The organism is Desulfurococcus sp., assembly GCF_038881575.1.
Classification (GTDB): Archaea; Thermoproteota; Thermoprotei_A; order Sulfolobales; family Desulfurococcaceae; genus Desulfurococcus.
Genome location: NZ_JAVZPN010000001.1, coordinates 203,032 through 224,736 on the forward strand (window position 1 = coordinate 203,032; position 21,705 = coordinate 224,736).

A 21,705-nucleotide genomic window follows, 5' to 3' on the forward strand; every position below is an offset into this window, starting at 1 on the left:
GCAATATGGGAATTAGCCGGTTGAATAATAACGGAGATATCGTTCTAGCTCTAGGTGGTATATTGATTACTCAGACTAATAGGCTGTTTTGAGGTCTATGATGCACTGGTGAATTTATATAGGCAGTAGCTGGTGCCACAGTAAACTGTTTCAACGTGTAGCACAATTTCTGCTACACTATACTTCTCCCTCAGTAATGTGGATACAGCATCTTTGAATCCATCTGGATCCGGCTGCTTCTCCATGAGCACTGTGAACTCTTTGATGCCCCGTGAAGCGATTAGGGAAGCTAATGCATCTGGGTCTAGGCTCCACCATGTATTAATGAGCCTGCTTGTATCCGGGTTTCTCAAGCATAGATGAATGAACCTCATGTATGGATCGCTTGTTACCAGGACTCCTCCATCCCAGTATATCTCTGCTGCATGCATCGATACATCCAGTAGATCATTGAGTAATGCCTTGCTGCTGGGCACCGGCTCCAGATACAGAGGCATCCTGTTTAAAGCGTAGACGTAGGGTTGATTGAGATACTGTAGTGATGGATTTAGCGTGGCATACAACCCGGGCGTAATCACTAATAAAGCTAGGAGCACCCCAGGTATTCTCCCAGCATGGCTGAAAACACTTACACCACACGCTATCATCAAGGGTGTTACCGACATTAATACTCTATCATACTCTTCACCGGCTAAACCCGTTAGAGGCGTTAACCATGTTGTCGTCGCATATAGTATGAGTATGAGGGTTAGCATCGTAGTGAACCATGCCTTCTTAAGCGAGTCTTTGTAGGCCACGGTGTATAATGCTATATATACTCCTGCACCAGCTATAAGATAGGAGAAGGCTCTCCCTGCCCCGCTTAGATCACTGGTTACAACCGGGGGAGCAACCCCTGTAACCGTATTCGCCACCAAGGGGGTCCTCGTATACCATGAGTAGAGAAACACCTGTATAACACCAGTCACCATGTATAATATTACAGCCATGAGGCGCCTCCCAGACAGCCCAGCACCCCTCAGAAGCCTGTATACTATGAGCAATATGAGTACAAGGGAGAATAATACGCCGAACTCCGAGGCAAGCCCCATTAAGATTAGTAGCGAGGCCACGGCAAGGTGTCTCCTCAGAGATCCACTTGTAAATAAGGCATCATCCACTACTAGTAGAGCCGCGAGCAATAATATTGCTGCAAGACCCTGCTTATGGAGATCCCATGTCAACCTGAGGACCAGTAGGCTGAGGCTTGTCAAGATCATACCTGTGAAAACCCATTTATCACTGTACTTGAAGACCCTCTTCATCAACAACCCATTCAACCCCACTAGTAAGCCTGTTACTATGGCTGGATACACCTTGAACAAGTACCATGGATCGACAACCAGGGAGAATGGATACAGTATCCAGTCGAGCAAGGGGGGAGTGTTCCTGAGGCCAGCGTTCCACACGTATACCCCGAACAACATGGGTTTAACCAGGAAATCCCTTGCATGTGCAATGTACTCGACTGTATCATAGCCCACTGGGTAAGGCCAGTAATGAATCTCGGGAAGAATCCTCACCGCGAACCCTAGGATGAACCCGGCTAGGAATATATGGAATAATTTAACAGGCCTCCACGGCTTAACCTCGAGAAGCATCTTTAACCCGTAGTGTCTCCCAGCCATGCAGAGCCCTATTGAGAGAACCGGTGCTGAAAGCATTAATGGATAGGAATACAGTAGTGCTCTCCCCGTCTTCACGAGTCCACCGATATATAGTGAGCCAGGGGAATCCATTAGGGACAACACTATTGATACCACTCTTCCTGATGCCACCAGGATAATATTGGTAAGCAAGGGGATCTCGAGGAAGTCCCTAGACTGCTTCCTCCATTCATACCAGTAGAGCAGTGCAAGCACGGCTACCAGCCAGTATATATAGTCTACTCTAACAAGATAGAGGGGATCACTGAGCCTCCCTGGCTCCAGCAGTATGAGCAGTAATAAGATTAACTGGGTTATATAGAGTGAGGCTTGATTAAGAAGCAAGGATCTACCCTTCATCCCTCCTCTTCCTCCACCAAGAATAAGCTGTTTTAAACATGTATACAGTGATTGAGACGAGGAGCACTGTTGAAACAGGTGCAAAATGTATTATGTAGAAGCTGTAGAGCGATTTATTACCGATTAAGTAGAGGATCACGTAGCCTGAGAGTATTGAGAGGTATAATAGCCATACACGCCTCAGCTCATCCCGCTTAATGATCCATGGCGAGAACACCAACCCGGCAACCAGTGCTGTAAGATATATGATAGGCTGGCCACTACACCTCACCCATTCGCCGGTTGATGCATCAAGCCACATGTAGAAGGAGTTGGATCCCAGCAACCAGTCCAATGGTGACGAGGCAATGGTGTCGCTGGTAGTCTTCACTCCCGTATGCCATTTAATACTCCCTTCAACAGATGTCTTGAACCAGGCACTCCAACCCATAGCATTGATGAAGGGGTGGGAGAGGACTAGGAGAATCAACGGGTATATGGTGAAATATAATAGTAGCTGTGAAAAACCATTCCTAACCCTGGTCAAGGCACCCCTCTTATCGAGCAATCCCTCAATGAAGTCCCCGGGCACCGCGAATAAACCCGACGCCTTCACACATCCTGCCAGGGAGAAAACAAGCACCCTGGCAACCCTGCTCCCTAGGGATGCATAACCGTGTTCAACAAGCATGTAGAGCCCGAGAAGCGTGAATAAAGCGAGGAATGAGTCGAGCATAGCTAACGCACCCACGGTGAAGTAGGAGTTATCGGTGAGCATTAATAATGGTGTTGCAAGGGCTATTAAACGAGCCAGGGGCTCACTGGTGATTCCTCGTAGAATATAGAGTGTCACAGCGTACCCGAGTAGAAACAGTAGCGTGGTAGAGATTATTGATGGAAGACGCCACGTGAACGGGTTGTCCCCTAGAAGCAGGCTTAACCCGATGATATATTTACCCAACGGGGGATGCTCGAGATTCATGTAATCGTTTAACCCGTTTTTATCGGGTAGGGCCCAGCCGCATATGTAGCCGGTGATATTGTATCCCATTGAACCAGCCTTCTCCGCTACGGGTTCCAGGCCATCGTAGAGCTCAACGTAGACAGCGTTTAATCCGCTCCCTAGTGGAACAGGTATCATCGCAGTGGAGCCCCCGTCCCAGGTAACCGTTGCATAAGTATACTCGACCCCAGTGTATCCTGAGTCAAGGATCCTGCATGAGTCAGTGCTGCAGAGCTCGTTTACAAGCGTCTCATTAGGCCTCCCACTCAGTATAAGGGTGCATCTCAATCCATCACCAAGCCATGTGTTTAATACATTGACCCCGAATAATTTGACAAGTATGTTCCTGGCGCTGGTGACGTACCATACCTCGTCAGAGACATAACTCTCCCTGTAACTACCTGGGGAAAGGGATAGATGGAGGTCTATATATACCAATCTATAGGCTACGAAGCAAAGCAGGATCATTAAAACCCCTATTGATATAGCCCTAGCCAGCTCTATACGTCTTTGAATAGCGATCCCCGTGAAGACTGATATAAGGGGATTAAATTTTAAGTCTTCACATCAAACCACCAGTATTTATAGTAGATGAAAGAAGCATGCATCTAACCCTGGGGAGCGCTTCGATTAATGAATTCTAGCAGGCAAGATCTGAAGCCGTTTACCCGAGAGTGGTAGGTTAGGGCAGTTTATGGCCATCCTCGGGTTCATCACGGTTTCTCATCCCCTTCCCCTTGCCTGCGGGAGCTGTGCCCCATCGGCGGAGAGGGATTCACTAGGAGACCCCCTCACCTGGCTCACAGAGTTCACTCCATTTCACTAACTATGTTCATGCAAATACCTAATAAGTTTTCCTAAAGAACGCGGCGAAATGATGAAGCTAATAGCACTAAAAGGACTGAAACAACCATAAAACACCATAATCATTGTTTCTGCCCCGACGTCTCTTGCCTTGAGATCGCCGAAATATTTAATATCTAATGGTGGAGATAATTATGAGGGAACTATATTCATGCTCGGCGACGGAGAGGTCATAGGCATAGTGGTTCTAATCGCGGTCACCATAGTTGTAAGCATGGCTTTCGTCTTCTGGATCCAGGGTAACCCCGCCATGGATACAGGGATAGACATAGTTGTTATAGCGCACAGCGTGAACTATACTGGTGATGGATGGAGAATCTGGCTCCTGGTCGGCAACAAGGGTAGTAGGACGGCCGACATAGAGTACCTGCTCCTCAACAACAGGGTTTGCAATATCGATGTTAATGTGACGCGTAGTGGTATGGTTGAACACTATACCCTACCCGGTCAACCAGTGCCCATCGAGCCCGGTGAATCCATTGAGATAACGTTTCATACAGGCAACATTAAGGGGTGTGATATAACAGTGAGTCCCGGCCTCCATTTAGGGCTCACGCTGAGGACTAGTCAAGGCAGGGACTACTACAGGGAGATCACTATACCGTGAAACCAGGCATCAATGGGAGAACCAGTAGGGCTAGTATGATGTATAGATACATGTCTTTCACCCTGAACAATGTCAACCCGGAGTACGAGGGTTTCACCGGGTACTGTAGAAGCGCTTCAAGCCTGCTCCTAGTCAGCAATGCTGTATGGTAGATTAAAGGAGTCACTAAGGCACCTATTCTTCTCCCCCTATACTTAAGGCTTATCGTCACTAATGCCTCGCTGAAGTATATGAGTGTTAAGGGCAGCTGCGACAATAGTAGTGTAAGGATTACTGCTTGATCACTTAGACCCATAGCCACTAGAATACCCCTCCACTCATCAACACTTAGCAACTGGAATAACTGTGTGAAGGCCAGGAAGAAGGCAACCAGCCTCACGGCTCCGACAGCCATCTCGCTGAGTGGTATGGCTGGCATACCGGTCAGCACAGCTAGGTACGATATAATGGCTCCAAGTAGCGTGAACACTACGATTAGCTTTAACCCATTCACCACTATCCTATAACCCCTCAGCCATGATAGAACGGCTAGCTCCAGGGAGAGTATTATGGCTGGGTAGAGGTAGTAGAGGGGGTAGCTGATGCTCCTTGATGCAGTGAGCACGGCGATCAAGCCGAGCGAGTAGATGATCTTACACAACGTGCTGAAGCCTGGATCCCTCTTGGACTGGAGGAACATGTAAGCTAAATCCCTGATCACACAGCATCACCGAGTAGCCCGGCGGCTATGCTGGCATAGGATACCGCGGTAGATCCCTGTGTTTCACTCCTCTGCAATACACCGTTCTCCAGCTTGTAGGTCTTGGAGCCCGGCGGATACCCCAGTATATCACTATTGCTTACAGCCATAACCACCGCCTTACCGAGCCCCATGAGGCTGTTCACAAGCTTAACCCTGTCAACATAGGTGAGGCCTGAGAAGGGTTCGTCGAGGAGTATTATGTCGACTTCCTCCCTTAACCCTGCTAGGCTGACTGCTAGCTTAACCATTTGCCCATGGGATAAATTAAAGGCTGGCTGTGATGGATCCACGTTGAGCTCCGCCGCGATCCTCAAGCCTTTTTCAATGCATTTTCTTTTATCCCTCGATGATCTACAGATCCCCTCTATCTCCCTTGCTATGGATTCCTCGGTGTAGAACATGTGGATGTTTTGTGGGACATATACTGCCTCCCCGCTTCTCCACACCCTGCCTTTCACAGGCTTCAGGTAGCCGGCTAATATCCTCAATAACGTGGTTTTCCCGGAGCCGTTTTCACCATATATGTATAAGAGGTCTCCTTTAGACACGGTTAAATCAACGCCTTTAAGCAGGTTTAAGCCGTTTACCCTATACCATACGTTCTCGGCTTTCAACACTGTTACAGGGTCTCCCTTATTCATGGATGCATTATACGCAGTAGTTGTTTCAAGGCGTGCCTCGTGTTTAAGCCTATATACATCAATGGTTTTATCCTCGAGCACGCCATTCCTCAACACGTATACCTTGTCAACTACGCTCAGCAACGGTATGAATCTGTGCTCCATGAATACTAGTGTTTTACCCATGAACCTCAATGCCTCGGCTAGCTTTAGGAACTCATTGACTCCCTTGTCATCAAGCCACATTAATGGCTCATCGAACACTATTACCTCTGGATCAGCTATCATGGACTTAGCGACCAGGGCTCTACGGGCTTGGCCCCCGGATAACTCGAAGAAATACTTGTCTAGGAGTTCATGCATGCTCATCGATTCGACAGCCTTCCACAGGGCTCTCCCAGCTATCTCACCGTCTTCATGAAGGCTGTAGGCATATAATTCAAGGTCCTTCCTCAACAATGGATTAATGAAGTACATGTAGGGATTCTGCCCAACCACGTGTATCTTCCTGGCCAGCACCCATGGATCGCCGTCCTCACCGACTTTGAAGCAGTCTACGATTACCTCGCCTTTTAATTCGCCATTATATATCCAGAGGGCTGAGCCATTGAGTACTCTGGCTATGGTGGATTTCCCGGAGCCGGTGCCGCCGATCACGAGTATGCTTTCCCCTTTGCGCACGTAGAGGTTTACCCCTTTTAAAACCCAGCTGCTCCTCGGGTACTTGAACCACACGTCTCTAAGTGTTATCACATACATGCTGTCACTCATTTATTACACCGGTCCTTACTAAGACCCTGTAGACTGGTAGCGTGGCGAACACTATTATTAGTGATATACTTATATTGAATACCGCTATCACCGGTATATACTTTACGGTGAAATCATATGCTGCATGATACGTTGGGTAATACCTGGGATAAGTGATCATGAGCCAGAAAGGCGTTACAGCTAGATTGGCGAGTGTCATAGCAATAGTCCTGGATGCAACCGCCACGACACCTGATAAAGAATAAGCCGCCTTAAACCCTAGCCTCCCTGCTAGGTGTTTATAGGTGAGGACAAGCGGGATGAAGGTTGAAGCCTCGGCAAGAGTCTTCATTGCCATACCTATGGGATCCGAGCCGGCTATAACAGATACAATATAGTACACCGGTAGAGCAGTGACACCCCACTTAATAGACTTGAACCCGATTACCGCGAGGGGGACTCCTGAGAAATCATATTTTAGGAACGATGCTAGTGGAAATGGGATCTCGAAGAACTTTAGCACTATGGCTAACGCGATGAACCCTGATACATAGGCTAGCTCCCTGTACTTCTCCACCTGGCTCCAGGCCGAGCCCATGGTATACACCCGTAGATTCCAGCTATTATCACTCGGTATTTAATAGGGTTATTGAACCGTTCAACAAACCCGCTTAAATACTCGGGAAACAGTATTTATCACTAGGTGATCATTGGTGAGCGAGATATTACTCGAGCTACTTAAATCGAGGCGCAGTATAAGGAGGTTCAAGCCTGAACCCCCTCCGAGGGACCTGGTCTTAAAAGCCATCGATGTAGCCAGGTATGCTCCGAGCGCTAGGAACAGCCAGCCCTGGAGATTCATAATAATCGAGGACCCGGTTATCAGGCAGAGGCTTGGCGGGATACATATATATGCGAAGCCAGTGTTAAATGCCCCCCTTGCAGTAGTTGTTGCATGCATGAATGATGAGTCGCCAACATCATACCTCCTCGACTGCGCTAACGCGACAATATACTTCATGCTGGCAGCCCACGCCCTGGGATTAGGCACAGTGTGGATCCAGACACTGAGGAATGTAAAGGAGATCAGGGAGATACTTGGCCTCCCAGACAATGTTACCCCGGTTTCCCTACTGGCTGTCGGATACCCTGCTGAAAACCCTGGCCTAAGGCCGAGGAAGCCCCTGGAGGAAGTAGTCTACTTAAACAAGTATGGGGAGCCCTTAAAAACCTAGTAGTAAGGTAATGAAGGGGCTTCTTCAGTAACCATTGCTATTTCATCGGCCCTTCTAAGGGATAGAACCGAGTAAATAGTGATCCCTAATGCTAGGACTCCGCCGATGCTTAGAAGCGGTACTGTATTTAACCCGATAGAGTTCAACGCGAAGTCAATGGATATAGCATCACCTATTACGGCGTTGCCATATATATCAATATTTACTACCCTAGTATGCATTTCACCACTACAATACCTCACAACCCCTGCTTCATCGTATACAGCGTTCATCCTGAGGTGAACGGGTACCCAGACCCCCTGGATATTCACATTGTAGTTCTCATTATACGTCTCACTAGTGTTAGCTAGACTTGGATTATATAGTGCAGGGGTGAGTCCATTCAATAATATCCTGACACTGTCTACACTACTATATGAGACATCCACGCTACCCTGGTAGACGACCAGTGAGACAGTATCATTGAAGCCATTGGCTGAGACGTTGAGAAGGTAGGTTAATGGGGGAGTAGTATTGATGAAGTATAAGCCATAAGCGAAGCCTGCAGCCACAAGAAGGAGTAACACTGTGAGTATGGTCTTAGCTACCTTACCTAGCCCACGTGGCCTTCTGAAAACTATCCCGATCTCCTCGAGCCACCTGTATATGTAGTCGTAGGTGTAGCTGGACCTATAGTGTTCTATGATGCTCCTCGTAGCTATATATGTTAGGGCAATGCCGGCGACGAAGCCGCCGACATGGGCGAAGTAGGCGACGCCTCCAAGCCTCAGATACCCGTATAACACTTGCTCAGCGAACCATATCAGGAGGAATACGGATGTAGAGACCGGGAAGCAGTATGGTAGAAACAGGAAGAACATGCACCACATGAGCCTTGTATTAGGGAACATTAACAGGTAGGATCCCAGTACACCGCTTATCGCTCCCGAGGCGCCTACAGCAGGTATTACTAGTGAATCATATCCTCCGACAGGTATTATGGCTACATGGAATAACACGGCTGCAAGGCCTGAGGCTAGATATAGCAGTAGATACCTCCAGGAGCCAATGATGCTCTCAACCCTCCTACCGAACAGCCACAGGAAGTACATGTTGAAGAATATATGGAATAAATCAGCATGCGTGAACATCGCTGTAAATATTCTTGCAACACCCTGCAACGGGTTAGTGAATAATGTGGCTGGTGTGAAGCCCAATAGGTATATGCTCTCATTTGTGGATTCAAGGAATAAATTAGGGTAGCTGGTGTAGAGGTAGACTAATACATTAGCCAGTATTATAAGGGTTGTGGCTCTAGAGGAACCTCTTACACGGATTCTCTCGCCGGGTACAACAACCATTATTTATGTATCCCTCATATAGTCCTGTAAATACTATTAGCTTCGAGTATTTAATAAAGCTTGATTTTAATCAAAACCTCTGAAGAGGTGTCTAGTCATGGAGAAGGTGTTAGCCGTAGTGTTATTCATATTGCTTGTCTCAACACCAGTGTTATTCATTGTTGCAGGCAGCTCTGAAACACTGGAAATCTATGCTGGCAGAGACTCGGGTCTAGCCGTGCATGATCCCGCAGACCCAGCGTACCTCTCGATCGCGGATGATTATTTAATCCCCAGGATTAAAATCCTTAAAGCCCTGGACATTGCGTCAGGAGTGCTTGTAGCTAACGGCGTCGAGTACCCTCTTAAACTCCAGCTGGAGACGAGTAGTTGGAGGATGTATTATGCTACTGTACCTTTAGATAAGGGTGTAAACGGGTTAAACTATTACTTCAGACTGACGCTCTCTAATGGAACACTCGTCTACGTGTATAACTCGGATACAAGCAGGTTCTACTACTTCAACGGCTCAACGCCTTTCAAGCAGGTTGAATGGGTTAGAAGTATTGTGGGTTACCAGATATTCCCTGATAGATTCTATAACGGGGATCCAGGCAATGATCTAAAGGCTAATTCAACCGATGAACTATGGATAAACGAGGTCTCCAAGGGTACGCCGGTTTTCACGAGGTGGGATGGACCCGTTACCCCCCTACATTGCTGCCACCAGTACTTCGGGGGAGACTTAAAAGGGGTCACCGAGAAACTCGACTACCTTAAGGAGCTCGGTGTTGGATTAATATATTTAAACCCGATCTTCACCTCGGGTAGTGTACACGGCTATGACGTATACGACTATTACACCGTGGATCCCAAGTTCGGGACACTGGATGACTTGAAGACTCTGCTGGATGAAGCGCATAAACGCGGTATAAGGGTCATATTCGACTTCGTACCTGATCACGTGGGACTCGGCTTCTGGGCTTTCCAAGACGTTTACAGGAATGGACCCAGTAGCCGTTACTGGAGCTGGTTTATAATCTACAAGTGGCCCTTCAAGCTAGGGGATTCAAGCGCGTATAAGTGCTGGTGGGGCATAGGTAGCCTGCCGCAGTTGAATGTATTGAATAAAGAGGTAAGGCAGTACTTGATCAATGTGGCATTATACTGGCTGAGCATAGGCTTTGATGGCTTAAGGATCGATACGCCGCTAGATGTGATTGGCTCGGAAAACTTCTTCAGGGAGCTCCATGAAGTAGTTAAGTCAAGGTATCCCGATGCATACATTGTTGGAGAGATATGGGATTACCGCCCTGAATGGCTGAGGGGCGAGGCATTCGACTCCCTGATGAATTATTATCTAGGCAGGAATATACTGCTCAGCTATGCAAAGGGTGTTTTAAACGGCTACACAGCGTCGGCTAGATTATCTGAGTACTATGCTGGGATAGGTGTCAACGTGGCTGGAATGGGCTTCAACATCATTGGGTCGCATGATACATCAAGGATACTAACTGATCTAGGCGGTGGGGGATTAAGGGATACCCCAGGCAATGAATCCATAAAACGGTTGAAGCTGCTCTCAACACTCCAATATACGCAGCCAGGCATGCCCGTGGTATTCCAGGGTGATGAGAGAGGCGTGACCGGGAGGCAGAGCAACTATGATGAACAGAGATATCCTATTCAATGGGATAGATTAAACCAGGAGGTATTCGAGCACTATAAGAAGCTCGGCGAGTTAAAGAACACTATTCCAGCTCTTTCAACAAGCATAATACACGTGTTAAGCACAGAGGGCAGTATACTCGCATATACGAGAGGATATAATGACGAAGTACTCGTGGTGGCTAACAACGCCCTAGAACCTGTAGCATACAAGTTGCCTGAGGGTAATTGGTCGGTACTCTACGTGAGTAGCGGGGAGAACATGGAGGTGGACAATGGATCGATCACCATGCCCCCGTTAACAGCTATAATATTGGTGAAGGAGCAGTCTTCAACGATTAGTAACGTGACCCCGCCTACTTTCACCCAGACATCAAACACAACTACCCAGACAACGGCTCCCTCGAATAACACTAGTTTAACCCAGCCCGGTGAGGAATTATGGAAAACCCTCTCCCCAGTATTCACAGCTGTAGCTGTATTAGCGTTCATTATAGTGGCCATCATTTTAATAAAGCGCGTGAGAACCAGGGTGGATAAGGGTATTTAGTCCTTATATGGCTCTACATGTATCGTTGCCCCCCACTTCAACTCTTTCCTTATTAACTCCTCTAGTTTACTAGCTATCTCATGTGCCTCATTAAGGTTGATGCCTGGGGGTAGCCTTATATGTAGGGTTACCTCTACGTGTTCACCGTACTCGTGTAGGTGGACGTGGTGTAGATCCCTTATGTCGCTTGAGATCCTTGAGGCAAGCTCCTTCAGCATTGATGTCTCGCTTGGAGTTGGTGATCTACCCATTATGTTCTCTGATGCCTTCTTAATTATATCATATGCGACATAGATTATCAGCCCCGACACCATTAAGCCTAACACTCCATCAATCCACCATGCAAGACTACTCGTTAATAACCCGATCAAAACCAGTAGCGTCGCCACCGCGTCGCTACGGTGGTGCCATGCATCAGCCTTGATACTCCCAGCATTAAATCTAGCCGCTAATCCAAGAGCCCACCGGGCAAGCCACTCTTTAACCACTACTGAAACAGCTAGTACTATCACAGCTATCCAGGAGAAGATCAGGGTTTCTCCGCTGATCAGCTTAGAGATACTTCTCTGAACAAACTCGAACCCTATGACGCCTAGTAGTGTACCTATAATTATGGATGTGACTGATTCAAACCTCTGGTGGCCGAATGGGTGTTCCTTATCAGGTGGCCTGAAGGCTATCTTATAACCTATTATAAGCGCCACCGATGTGATGCTATCGGATAGCGTGTGAAACGCGTCGGCTATTATAGCTATAGAGTTAGCGAGGATACCAGCGTATAGTTTAATAATGAATAACAAGATGTTCACTATAACTGACACCCAGCCCTCAAGGTACCCAGCTTCCTCCTTACTAGACGGCATTGAATACACCATGAGCTAAGGAATTAGGTGGAAAGCCTTTTAACCTAGTGTTATTCAATAACTGAACTATATCTCCATGATCAGATTGAGCATAAGGGTCTTCATCCCATTGAAGCTAGTGGTCTAAGTGGCTGCCCGCGTCATCACTATGCTAATTAATAGTTTAAGGTGGTTTAAAAATAAGTTATTCCTCCTCGCCCAGCCTAGGACCCACTATGCATCCAGCTTTATATAGTTGCCTAGCAATATTGTTCACAGCTCTTTCAACCTCCGCCTCCTCCTTGGCGCCAGTGATCACCATTTTACCACTACTGAATATTAGGAGAACCACCCTTGGATCCCTCATCCTATGTATTAGCCCGGGGAATTGCTCGGGCTCGTACATGCTGTCCTCAAGGTGGTAGGCTGCTTTCTCAAGGTTCACGTATGCATGTATATCGCCGCCTGCAACTATATTCTGTATCTGGACACGGGGCCTCCCGTGGACGTTTACACCATTCTTCACGAATGTCTTTATTATTTTCTTAACCGCCTCAACGAGTTGCTGAGTGCTCTTAGTCCCTGTTACAACCATCTTACCTGATTTAAACACGAGCGCTGTGGCCCTGGGTTTATCTAGGCGGAATATCAACCCAGGGAATTGATCGGGTTTATAAGTGATACTGGGTATCCTTGTCTCAATAAGCTCCAGGTCGAGGTCGTGCTCAAGGATAACTGTTGCCACAATGTTTTCAACACGGTAACTGGTTTTAAAAGGGATACTGCTCATGCCGACCACCACTCGTGCTTATAGTAATTATCGAAGAGAGGCTTTATAAACTATTGAAGAATAATGTATGGGTGATTTAATGAGCTATTTTAAAGACAGCTAGGAGAACTGGTAGAAGGAAGGCGTAGGATAACAGCAGGATCGTTGCCTCCATATAGGAGTCCCTTAACAGCTTCTCCAGCATTACGGCTGTATAACCCATTAGCTTGGTGTCAAACCTCGTCGAAGAATACCATGCCCCAAGCCTATATGGCATGCCCACTAACTCCCTGGCAGCTGCTTCAGTATCCCTGAGTAACTCAGGTGAGTCATGTATTGGAATATACGCCAAGGATGATCTAACACCTGTCTCACTGTGCTCATCATTTGTGAACACCTCCACGTAATCAGCCCCGGTGGTCTTCCCGAGAATATCGATAAGCTTCTCTCGAGAACCAGGCTTCATATTGTTACCGCGTAGATACAGTAGGACAACCCGCTCCCTACCCTCCCCAGCAACCTCGATAATGCATGCATCACCCTGTATGAGCCCAGGGGCATTAGTCTCAAAGCACTTATACCTGAATAACACCTCGACGGGCGGCTGCTTCTTCAGCTCTATGGCTTTCTCAATCACTTCATTGAGTAGTTTATCCAGTTCACCGAGGTTGAAGCTCTCTTGTTTCTCCCAGTTATGGGCGTCAACCAGTATTAAGTCGCCTAACCCCCTCTTCCTTGCCATCACATTGTAGCGGAAGAACAGGTTGTAGGGTATATCATCTATCCCCTTCACCGGTCTCGAGACGAAGACTATTGTCAGCTTATCGAAAACCAGTGCCAGGGCCTCCCAGTTGTCTCCACCTGATAGCTTTAAGGCACCATGGTATCTAAGCCTGGTTTTCTCGGCATCGATCACGACTGTATATATTTTCCTCACGTAGTCTCTCAGATACCTTGAGGACGCTAGGTTTCTATCATGTGATCCGAAACCGTGGAGCGTTACAACCGAGTAGCCTAGGCTGGAGAACAACTTCTTTAATTCACCGGGTAGCTCACTGCTACCCGTGTTCGAGAATGGGCCATAGTGTAGATCAGTGTATATTATTAATAGGTCATCCATGAAGAGCATCCTTGGATGAACACCCTCGCTGGTTGACAGCTCATCAATCACCTTCTCGATATCCTTCCTCCTCTCAAGCCAGTTCTGTAGGAAGAGCGTCCCGAGATCAGGTGCCTTATAACCATTGACCCTATGCCTACCCATGGCGAGGTATATTAAGTAATCAGTTATAATGAATAACAGTATCAGTGAAAACGCCTTTACCAAACCAGTATGTGAAACAACACCACTTGTAATCCACATGGAGAGCACTATGGATGTGAAAGATGGAGCAACCGCTATAATATACCTCCACCACTTGGTGCCGTCGAGACCCTGGATCACAGCTATAACTATCGTCGACGAGGCTGCCACGACAAGGATCCAGTCCCTGAGCAGCAGGTAGTATATTAATGTATATATAAGCACTGTCAGCGATAAACCAATCACCCTCTTCAACTTATGGAAAACAGTTAAAGGATAGAGCACTCGATAAGCCTCTAGAAACAGGATGATTAATACGGTGTTCAATAGCAAGGGGGCAGCGCGTTCTCCAAGCCCATAGAGGGCTATAACTGAAACCCCTATTAATACAGTGGCCAGGAGCTTCCAGTGGGGCAGGGAGAACAGGATGGAGTAGTACCTGCCTATAGCCGTCTTAGGCCTGTATAGCTTCATTTTTTCACCATTTGAACGCTACATATAGATATATGCGGAGAAACAATGCTATTACAGCTACTGTAAGAGCCGCCAAGGGATTAACCAAGCTGGAGAGCCCTAGGTATAACATAAATAACCCGGCCATGGAAGCAGTAATGCTCACCAGTTTCTCTGATACAATGTATAATAATGCAACAAGGATAACCAGTATTAGTAAGGCTGGGAAACTCGAGTAGGGAAGCCTAAGACCCCCTACTATGATGAGCCATAATGGCGTTGCAGCCAGTATTGAAAGCACTATTTTAAACAGGAACCAGCTTACAAGTGATATAATTATAAACACCAGGAGGAATACAGCCAGCGAGCCCAGGGTCCCGAAGCCCATGCGTAACATAATTAAATATGCTATATACCCTCCTAGAAGCCCTCCCCCGATTGAAACCATCACCTTTAAAACGAGTTTGCCGGCTACTAGAAGGATTAATCCATATAATACAGTAAATAACGCGGTTAAGACACCCATTTCCACTGGTTGACCCATATGCATGGCGCCCACCTTTAACCCTGCCGTCGTGAATTATCCGGGTATTTGATGATATCTAAATATAAAAATAAATCCTCAAGTGAGATCTCCGCAGGCACAGAACACTTCGTGGAGTAATGCATGTAATTTATCCATGCCCTCTTTATTTAAAGCTGAGACCTCCACAGCCCTTAGGGGCCCCATGGTCTTCAACGCTATGCTTAGTAGATCAGGGATTACGTCCCCAGCGAACCCCGCGTCATCCCTGATCATGCCTAGTAAATCCATCGGCCTCTCAATCAATACTCTCACTATTTCACGATTCCTCGCTATATCTGATTTACTTATAACCGGGATAGTCGGCAGCCCTGTTTTAACCTGTAGCAGTACATATATAAACCACAGGGTGACAGCGTCTGTAACACTCTCTATTGAGGATGAATCGATTAAGTAGACTAGTACAGTGTTACCCAGCCTGGACACCCTTCTAAGGAAAACACTGCTAGCAGGCCTAAATATGAATGCCTCCATCTGTCCCGGTGTATCAACCACTACTAGATCCCATTTCTCAATATTAGAGAACGGTGGCTTGCCAAGTATATCCTCCATGTAATCCGCTATCAGCTCAGATGACTTAATGAATGCGCCGTTGGGGCCTAAACCATATTTAACCATTACATCCCTGAGTGTGAAGAAATCCCTTATATCCAGCACCGGCTTGTAACCAGGCTCCTCGACGCCTGGATCCAGGTTAACCACAGCCGTCCTTAATAGGAGTGTTCTTCTAACCCATTCACTATAAGCTTTAACCAGGCTTGTCTTACCAGAGCCCGCGGGACCAGTGAACACTATTATAGAGACCATTAAGGCACCCTGCATCCGCTAAGTACAACGGGGTGACTAGGCTTCCTCAACCGGCTTACTCTCTCCAGCTATCTTTTTTAACTGCTGATTATACATTTCAACGAGCTCGTTACTAGTTGTAGCATCCTCAGGTCTCTTGTCAGGCCTCCACCTTATGAATCTTGGGAACCTTATGGATAAGCCTGCGTCACTCTTAATCCTACCGTAGGCGCATGTATGTATCGGTGAAAGAGTTAATTCAGCCCCAATAATCTCCGCGACAAGCGCTGGCTCAACCCATACATCGGGCTCCATCTCGGCTACCACGCGAGGCGACTTCCTATCTCTTATATACGGCTTCAGTATCTCTGGGAGCCTGTCTAGGTCTTCGTCCTTGAATCCAGAGCCCACCTTGCACACTGTCTCGAAGACGTCTTTCTCATCGTTATAAGCAGCCATGAGTAGTGCACCATACTTCCCGCCCCTCCTCCCCTTCCCATAGAAGGCTCCTACGACGACTAGGTCTACTGTATCGATCATTTCGCTCCTGTAGTCACGCTTGAACTTTATCCATAGCCAGCCCCTTGTACCAGCCTGATATATTGAGCCATCATGTAAGGCTTTAACCATAACACCCTCCGCTCCCTCACTTATGGCTTTCAAGAAGAATTTTTCAAGCTCTTTTACATCGCTCGTCCTTATATACTCGGCCACCGTGAACTCCTCTGTTCTATCCACGATCTCCAATAGCTTACCCCTCCTAGCTGGGAGGGGTTCTACGGTATAGTCCCGTCCATCCGCGTATAATAGATCAAACAGGAAGACCCTTACAGGGTATTCCTTGAGCGCGGTGCGAACCTCATGCTTTCTCTTTCTATGCATAAGCTCCTGGAAAGGCTTCAACTCCCCTGTATCCGGGTCGTATGCTACTATCTCACCCTCCACGATGACTTCTCCAGCCTTTAAGTGATCCCTAGCTAATTCGACGACATCAGGGTATTGATGAGTTATGTTTTCAAGCCTCCTGGAGAAAATCCATACCTTATCATCCTTCTTATGTATCTGGGCTCTCTCACCATCATACTTGTACTCAATGAATGCATCCCCGCCAACCTTCTCAAGTATCTCCTTGGGGTCGCTGAGCCTCTCAGCCAGCATAGGCCTTATAGGGACCCCGACCTCCGGTCTCACATTCCTGAGGGCTTCCAACCCGTTCAAGGCAAGTATCTTGGCTACCTCCCCGAGATCCGCTCTGAGATTATACGCTCTCTCGATAACCTGTCTAGCAGCCACCCCACCCCCATAAGTTATTGCTAGGGCATCCATGACTGTTGCCTCGCCTATCCCAACCCTTAGCCTGCCCTCGACAAACCTCACGATGAACTTGGCCTCCTTGGGTGAGGCCTCCCTGAGGAGCCCGGCTAAAAGCCTTATTTTCAGGTCCTTGCTTCCCTCGCCTTGAGTCATCGCCACCCTTACTAGTGTATCATACACTTTGTTAACCGTTAATTCCGGTTGCTGCTGGGTGAAGCTGAATAATGTTACACCCTGCTGTCTACCGCTGATCCTTGATTTTAATTGCTCGGCTACTTTACCCAGGTCGCCGAGGCTTTTAGCTAGGTCTTCAACCTGTGCCTCACTACTGTTCGTAGCTAGAGCTATAGCTTTAACCAGTAGCTTCTCGCCTACCCCGAGCTCTGGGAGTTCTTTCCAGTCGGGCCATAGCCTGCCCTGTATTAAATAGACCACGCGATCAATGATCTCGGGTGGGGTCTGCTTGAATAGAGAGACCAGTAGCGCGGTCATCTGGGTCCTTGAGGTTATTACCTCTATACGCTCGAATACATCGGCGATAAGCCTTACCGGGATATCTGCCCGCCCAGTACTCATGGAGTGCACCATCCCAGGTATATTTATAGGTTTACTCCAATATAAAGTAGCAATCCAGGTTTTTCAACCCCTGTTGAAATAACTATAACATGGTGATGACAACCCGGCAATTATGAGCCGGAGGGCTGTGATTGATCAGTGTTACGCTGAGCCATGGAAACAGGGTTGCCGCAGGTGTTCTCGCAACACTCATCATGGTGTATATTATCGTTCAACCAGTCATAGGCGTCGAGTACTGGAGCAAGGCCTCAGCTTTCAAGCTACTCGCTGTTGACGAAAACGGTAAAGGAGTAACAATAAGTGTAGAGCTAGGCATAGTTTACCCTGGGACGGGTTCCCTGAAAGTCCTGGGGGAAGGGAGCCTGGCATCAGATACACTGGATTCCATTAAGCTCGCACTATGGTATGCCTCTATAATAGCAGGCCTGGATCCCAGCGTCATCGATACATATATCACGGTGAAGGAACCGGTTAAAATAGAGGGGCCGAGCGCCACAGTGTTATTCACACTGGTACTTACAGCATTGATGCGTGGAGACCCGGTTAACCCATCCTACTCGGCGACAGGCATCGTGACCCCTGGTGGAGTAATAGGTGGTGTCGGCGGGGTAAAAGCGAAATTCGAGGCGGCTTCTGAAGCCGGTTTAAAAAGGGTTCTGGCATCGATCATGGAGCCCGTTGACTCGCCGCTATATTATCCATCCATAACGCTCCTGGATGCATACTATGGGTTCACAGGGGTTAACATAACTAGTGGAGTTGAATTGATCCCTCGGCAACCTGTAGCAGGTGACACTATTCTCTCAGGATTCAACGAGTCCTATACGTATTTCATCAATCAATACAGTGTGTTTGATTCATCACTACCTGGAGCATGGAGTGATCAATATCGAGAGACAGCCGTATATTACTATGAGAGAGCCTTGAAAGCCTATGAAGCCGGCTCACACTACCTGGCCGCCTCATACGCCTTTACAAGCTTCTACAATATTCTCGCATCCTACCTCAACTATACAAATATTAATAACCCAGCCGAATTCCCAGAGAAAATCTCCTATTTCATGGCCGAGGCTAATTCCACCCTGGTTAATGTGGAGAACCTGCTACACAATGTAACAAGTAGGCTCCTGAATAAGGGGGCTATAGATATATGCACCATAGACTCCCTCACCTCAGTATATGATAGAGTGCTGGAGGTTAAGCGGGGAGTAATGTTGATCAATAACGTCCTTAATAAAACACCGCATCCACTCAGTATCATCTACGATGTCAGCTACCTCTACGCTAGATCCCTGACAGCCTTGAAATGGCTTGAGCTAGCCAGTGGAATCATTTATGAATGCAGTGGCAGCCGCCTAATCGACCCTGGAAACATTGATCCAATACTGGGCCGCCTCGAGGAGGCCCTTAGAATCCATTATGCGTATCTCAACGATTTAACGAATTCAAGCATGGTATTAGTGATGGATGACTCCACGAATAAGCTCGAGAGGCTTATATACCTTCTATCGGCCCTCGAAGACCTCGCCTCACAATTCTACTCGCTCATAGGCCTGGAGAACACGCTCCCAATATACGTTAACTCAACCATATATAACATACTCCTCGACGAATACAGGGAGCTCCTCTCACTCCTCAGGGAAGGCTCAGTGGTAACTAATAAACTACCGTTAAGCACGTTGACCCTTATAGAGCTCATCAACGGGAATGCCACGGTTCTAGGCGGGAATACATACTCAGCCACCCTGGTTCTCAAAGAGTTATCCAGGCTCTACACGTACCTCTACCTGGCGAGAATACAGGAGTGGAATGAGACAAGTAGCCGTATACATGCATGGCTAAATATAAGGATGTATATAGCATATACCTCGGCACTTCTAGCCGTGGTAGGGGTGTTAGTAATGCTTGCAACGGGTAAAACAAGGAGCCGGACTGCTTTACCAGGGATTACCGCCTCAATAATGATGCACCATCTAATACGTAAAATACTTAATCCAGCTATTTCAATCCAGTACACTAGCGGCGATTAAAATGTCTGAGTGGGACAGCCTGGTTAACTCTATTTTAAACTGTAAGAGGTGTAGGCTGAGCCAGTATAGGAGGAACCCTGTACCAGGGGAGGGCAACGTGAATGCTGGCGTGATGTTTATAGGTGAAGCACCTGGGGAAAAGGAGGATGAAACCGGGAGGCCATTCGTCGGGGCGGCTGGCAAGCTTCTCACTGAGTTAATAGAGTCGACTGGGTTTAAACGGGGGGATGTCTATATAACTAACATTGTTAAATGCAGGCCTCCTGGTAACAGGGATCCGGAGGATGATGAGATAGAGTCCTGTCTCCCCTACCTGTTGAAGCAGATCGAGTTGGTAAAGCCGAGGCTAATAGTGGCCCTGGGGAGGCATGCAGCTAGAACGCTTTTCAGGCTTGGAGGCCTTAAATGGGTGAATATGAGTACGATGCATGGGAGGCCATATAACGCCGTAGTAAATGGACTCCAGGTAGTAATCATACCAACATTCCACCCTGCTGCAGCGCTCTATAATCCAGGCTTGAAGGATGAGCTTCGAAGAGACTTCGAGGAAGTGATAAAGAAGCATATGTCCCAAGCCATTAAGGCATCCACCGGTGTAAAGGCGAGGGGTAAGACTATACTGGATTTCCTTAATGATTCCTCCAGGGGTTCCGGCTTCACAGCGGTTCATGATGGTTGATGTCTTCGCTCGCCTCATCACCCCTTGCCCGGCTTCTGTGCCCGCTCTTCGGGGCCCTCCTCTCCTCAGGCGTCTTCCTCCCTCTCGCAACTGCCCACCGAGTTCACTGTGCCGTCCTCAATACCTGCTTACAATAATAAATACCTTATAGCTTTTTTGAGAAACAAGGGCTAGGTAAAATGGTGTCAGCCTTCATAAACCCATGTAAAAGCCAAGGCGGCAGACAAAGGCATGTGTATAAGGAGCTCTATGACAGTAATGGCTTCAAATACTATGTGCTGGAGGGATTCGAGGATCTAGTGGAGTTGCTCAGAGGTAAGGGGGTAGGCGTTGTAGTTTACATGAGGGTGAGCCTCCTGGATAAACTAGTATTCAAGCTACTCGGGATCCCTGTGTATATTTGTGGGGACAGGGTTATCCTGGGGTTCTCAGCGGGGAGCAAGGATCCCGGGGCCCCCGTATGTGGTGTGAATGAATATGGGGCTGAGGCCATTGAACTCGGTGTAGATGCTAAGCTGAGGCTGTATAGCCTTAAGTTGCCGAGGATACTTGCTCTCCCCTTATCAGAGATCAACCGGGTCGCGAAATTCATGGCGGTGGGTGCCTCAGGAATAGTAATCAATGTTTCAACGGCTGTATTCTCGCGTAGGCTACTCATAGGCCTGGATCAATTCATAGCTAATCCATTAGCGTCAAGCATAGGCTTCGAGTCAAGCATTATATGGAATTTCATCCTGCATGAGGAATGGACTTTTAAGGAGGCTGGACTCAACAAGGGGCTTGGTGAGAGGTTGAAGAGGCTTGTAAAGTACCATTTAGCCAGTGCTGCAAGCTGGGCCAGCCAGGCAGCGTGTGCTACATTACTACCAGCCTACCTTACCACACCATTCTGGGCTGGGCAGGTCATAGGGGTGTTAATAGGGTTCGTGCTAAACTTTTTATTGGGATATATTTATACATGGAGCTGGAGTAGACTAAGGTAAGGGTG

18 protein-coding genes are annotated in these 21,705 nt (G+C 47.6%); 6 read left to right on the forward strand and 12 right to left on the reverse strand.

Translation table 11 applies throughout. The features are described 5' to 3' along the window. Positions 1–95: 95 nt before the first annotated feature. Both QXV08_RS01035 and QXV08_RS01040 read right to left on the reverse strand, forming a co-directional pair. On the reverse strand, positions 96–2,045 hold the full coding sequence (locus tag QXV08_RS01035) for a hypothetical protein (RefSeq protein ID WP_342788093.1): 1,950 nt from the start codon (positions 2,043–2,045) through the stop codon (positions 96–98). Beyond that, entirely contained in the window at positions 2,035–3,495 is a 1,461-nt protein-coding gene (locus tag QXV08_RS01040; RefSeq protein WP_342786749.1) for a phospholipid carrier-dependent glycosyltransferase, read from the reverse strand. The genes QXV08_RS01035 and QXV08_RS01040 overlap by 11 nt, the downstream gene beginning before the upstream one ends. 547 nt (positions 3,496–4,042) lie before the next feature. Between QXV08_RS01040 and QXV08_RS01045 the strand changes: the two genes are divergently transcribed. Next, positions 4,043–4,498, forward strand: a complete 456-nt coding sequence (locus QXV08_RS01045) for a hypothetical protein (protein WP_342786748.1) — start codon at positions 4,043–4,045, stop codon at positions 4,496–4,498. On the opposite strand, the gene QXV08_RS01050 is transcribed toward QXV08_RS01045, so the two are convergent. The 3 genes from QXV08_RS01050 to QXV08_RS01060 are packed head-to-tail and all read right to left on the reverse strand — an operon-like array spanning position 4,488 to position 7,208. Continuing rightward, complete coding sequence (locus QXV08_RS01050; RefSeq protein ID WP_342786747.1) at positions 4,488–5,198, reverse strand: hypothetical protein; 711 nt, start codon at positions 5,196–5,198, stop codon at positions 4,488–4,490. The genes QXV08_RS01045 and QXV08_RS01050 overlap by 11 nt on opposite strands. Then, entirely contained in the window at positions 5,195–6,631 is a 1,437-nt protein-coding gene (locus QXV08_RS01055; RefSeq protein WP_342786746.1) for an ATP-binding cassette domain-containing protein, read from the reverse strand. Before QXV08_RS01055 ends, QXV08_RS01050 begins: the two co-directional genes overlap by 4 nt. Continuing rightward, a complete protein-coding gene (locus QXV08_RS01060; RefSeq protein WP_342786745.1) occupies positions 6,624–7,208 on the reverse strand; it encodes a hypothetical protein in 585 nt (194 codons plus the stop codon). The genes QXV08_RS01055 and QXV08_RS01060 overlap by 8 nt, the downstream gene beginning before the upstream one ends. A gap of 115 nt (positions 7,209–7,323) precedes the next feature. Between QXV08_RS01060 and QXV08_RS01065 the strand changes: the two genes are divergently transcribed. Further along, positions 7,324–7,845 carry a nitroreductase family protein gene (locus QXV08_RS01065; protein ID WP_342786744.1) on the forward strand — a complete coding sequence of 174 codons (522 nt, stop codon included), beginning with the start codon at positions 7,324–7,326 and terminating at the stop codon, positions 7,843–7,845. On the opposite strand, the gene QXV08_RS01070 is transcribed toward QXV08_RS01065, so the two are convergent. Beyond that, entirely contained in the window at positions 7,842–9,185 is a 1,344-nt protein-coding gene (locus QXV08_RS01070; RefSeq protein WP_342821371.1) for a rhomboid family intramembrane serine protease, read from the reverse strand. The two genes, QXV08_RS01065 and QXV08_RS01070, sit on opposite strands and share 4 nt — an antisense overlap. Before the next feature lie 97 nt (positions 9,186–9,282). Here QXV08_RS01070 and QXV08_RS01075 point away from each other — a divergent pair, with 97 nt between their 5' ends. Next, entirely contained in the window at positions 9,283–11,382 is a 2,100-nt protein-coding gene (locus tag QXV08_RS01075) for an alpha-amylase family glycosyl hydrolase (RefSeq protein ID WP_342821372.1), read from the forward strand. On the opposite strand, the gene QXV08_RS01080 is transcribed toward QXV08_RS01075, so the two are convergent. The 6 genes from QXV08_RS01080 to QXV08_RS01105 form a co-directional block, all read right to left on the reverse strand. Next, a complete protein-coding gene (locus tag QXV08_RS01080) occupies positions 11,379–12,245 on the reverse strand; it encodes a cation diffusion facilitator family transporter (RefSeq protein ID WP_342786606.1) in 867 nt (288 codons plus the stop codon). The genes QXV08_RS01075 and QXV08_RS01080 overlap by 4 nt on opposite strands. A 184-nt stretch (positions 12,246–12,429) precedes the next feature. Next, positions 12,430–13,014, reverse strand: coding sequence for a TATA-box-binding protein (locus QXV08_RS01085; RefSeq protein ID WP_342786605.1), 585 nt, complete (start codon positions 13,012–13,014; stop codon positions 12,430–12,432). Between the two features lie 76 nt (positions 13,015–13,090). Further along, positions 13,091–14,770: a DUF2070 family protein gene (locus QXV08_RS01090; protein WP_342786604.1), complete on the reverse strand. Its 1,680-nt coding sequence runs from the start codon at positions 14,768–14,770 to the stop codon at positions 13,091–13,093. A gap of 4 nt (positions 14,771–14,774) precedes the next feature. Continuing rightward, positions 14,775–15,299 carry a glycosyltransferase gene (locus QXV08_RS01095; RefSeq protein ID WP_342786603.1) on the reverse strand — a complete coding sequence of 175 codons (525 nt, stop codon included), beginning with the start codon at positions 15,297–15,299 and terminating at the stop codon, positions 14,775–14,777. A 72-nt stretch (positions 15,300–15,371) separates the two neighbouring features. Next, positions 15,372–16,139 (reverse strand): ATP/GTP-binding protein, encoded by a 768-nt coding sequence (locus QXV08_RS01100; protein ID WP_342786602.1) that lies wholly within the window; start codon positions 16,137–16,139, stop codon positions 15,372–15,374. 36 nt (positions 16,140–16,175) lie between these two features. After that, positions 16,176–18,008 (reverse strand): ATP-dependent DNA ligase, encoded by a 1,833-nt coding sequence (locus QXV08_RS01105; RefSeq protein ID WP_342786601.1) that lies wholly within the window; start codon positions 18,006–18,008, stop codon positions 16,176–16,178. Between the two features lie 131 nt (positions 18,009–18,139). Between QXV08_RS01105 and QXV08_RS01110 the strand changes: the two genes are divergently transcribed. The 3 genes from QXV08_RS01110 (at position 18,140) to QXV08_RS01120 (ending at position 21,700) form a co-directional block, all read left to right on the forward strand. After that, complete coding sequence (locus QXV08_RS01110) at positions 18,140–20,038, forward strand: S16 family serine protease (RefSeq protein ID WP_342786600.1); 1,899 nt, start codon at positions 18,140–18,142, stop codon at positions 20,036–20,038. 1 nt (position 20,039) lies between these two features. Then, a complete protein-coding gene (udg, locus tag QXV08_RS01115) occupies positions 20,040–20,717 on the forward strand; it encodes a type-4 uracil-DNA glycosylase (RefSeq protein WP_342786599.1) in 678 nt (225 codons plus the stop codon). Between the two features lie 179 nt (positions 20,718–20,896). Continuing rightward, on the forward strand, positions 20,897–21,700 hold the full coding sequence (locus QXV08_RS01120) for a GtrA family protein (RefSeq protein ID WP_342786598.1): 804 nt from the start codon (positions 20,897–20,899) through the stop codon (positions 21,698–21,700). Positions 21,701–21,705: the final 5 nt, after the last annotated feature.

Bases quoted from the DNA above. Each gene is read 5' to 3' on its own strand.
- QXV08_RS01070 (WP_342821371.1), bottom strand. From the start codon at position 9,185: ATGGTTGTTGTACCCGGCGAGAGAATCCGTGTAAGAGGTTCCTCTAGA.
- QXV08_RS01080 (WP_342786606.1), bottom strand. From the start codon at position 12,245: ATGCCGTCTAGTAAGGAGGAAGCTGGGTACCTTGAGGGCTGGGTGTCA.
- QXV08_RS01100 (WP_342786602.1), bottom strand. From the start codon at position 16,139: ATGGTCTCTATAATAGTGTTCACTGGTCCCGCGGGCTCTGGTAAGACA.
- QXV08_RS01045 (WP_342786748.1), top strand. From the start codon at position 4,043: ATGCTCGGCGACGGAGAGGTCATAGGCATAGTGGTTCTAATCGCGGTC.
- QXV08_RS01120 (WP_342786598.1), top strand. From the start codon at position 20,897: ATGGTGTCAGCCTTCATAAACCCATGTAAAAGCCAAGGCGGCAGACAA.
- QXV08_RS01040 (WP_342786749.1), bottom strand. From the start codon at position 3,495: ATGATCCTGCTTTGCTTCGTAGCCTATAGATTGGTATATATAGACCTC.
- QXV08_RS01095 (WP_342786603.1), bottom strand. From the start codon at position 15,299: ATGCATATGGGTCAACCAGTGGAAATGGGTGTCTTAACCGCGTTATTT.
- QXV08_RS01055 (WP_342786746.1), bottom strand. From the start codon at position 6,631: ATGAGTGACAGCATGTATGTGATAACACTTAGAGACGTGTGGTTCAAG.
- QXV08_RS01105 (WP_342786601.1), bottom strand. From the start codon at position 18,008: ATGAGTACTGGGCGGGCAGATATCCCGGTAAGGCTTATCGCCGATGTA.
- QXV08_RS01085 (WP_342786605.1), bottom strand. From the start codon at position 13,014: ATGAGCAGTATCCCTTTTAAAACCAGTTACCGTGTTGAAAACATTGTG.
- QXV08_RS01090 (WP_342786604.1), bottom strand. From the start codon at position 14,770: ATGAAGCTATACAGGCCTAAGACGGCTATAGGCAGGTACTACTCCATC.
- QXV08_RS01075 (WP_342821372.1), top strand. From the start codon at position 9,283: ATGGAGAAGGTGTTAGCCGTAGTGTTATTCATATTGCTTGTCTCAACA.
- QXV08_RS01060 (WP_342786745.1), bottom strand. From the start codon at position 7,208: ATGGGCTCGGCCTGGAGCCAGGTGGAGAAGTACAGGGAGCTAGCCTAT.
- QXV08_RS01035 (WP_342788093.1), bottom strand. From the start codon at position 2,045: ATGAAGGGTAGATCCTTGCTTCTTAATCAAGCCTCACTCTATATAACC.
- udg (WP_342786599.1), top strand. From the start codon at position 20,040: ATGTCTGAGTGGGACAGCCTGGTTAACTCTATTTTAAACTGTAAGAGG.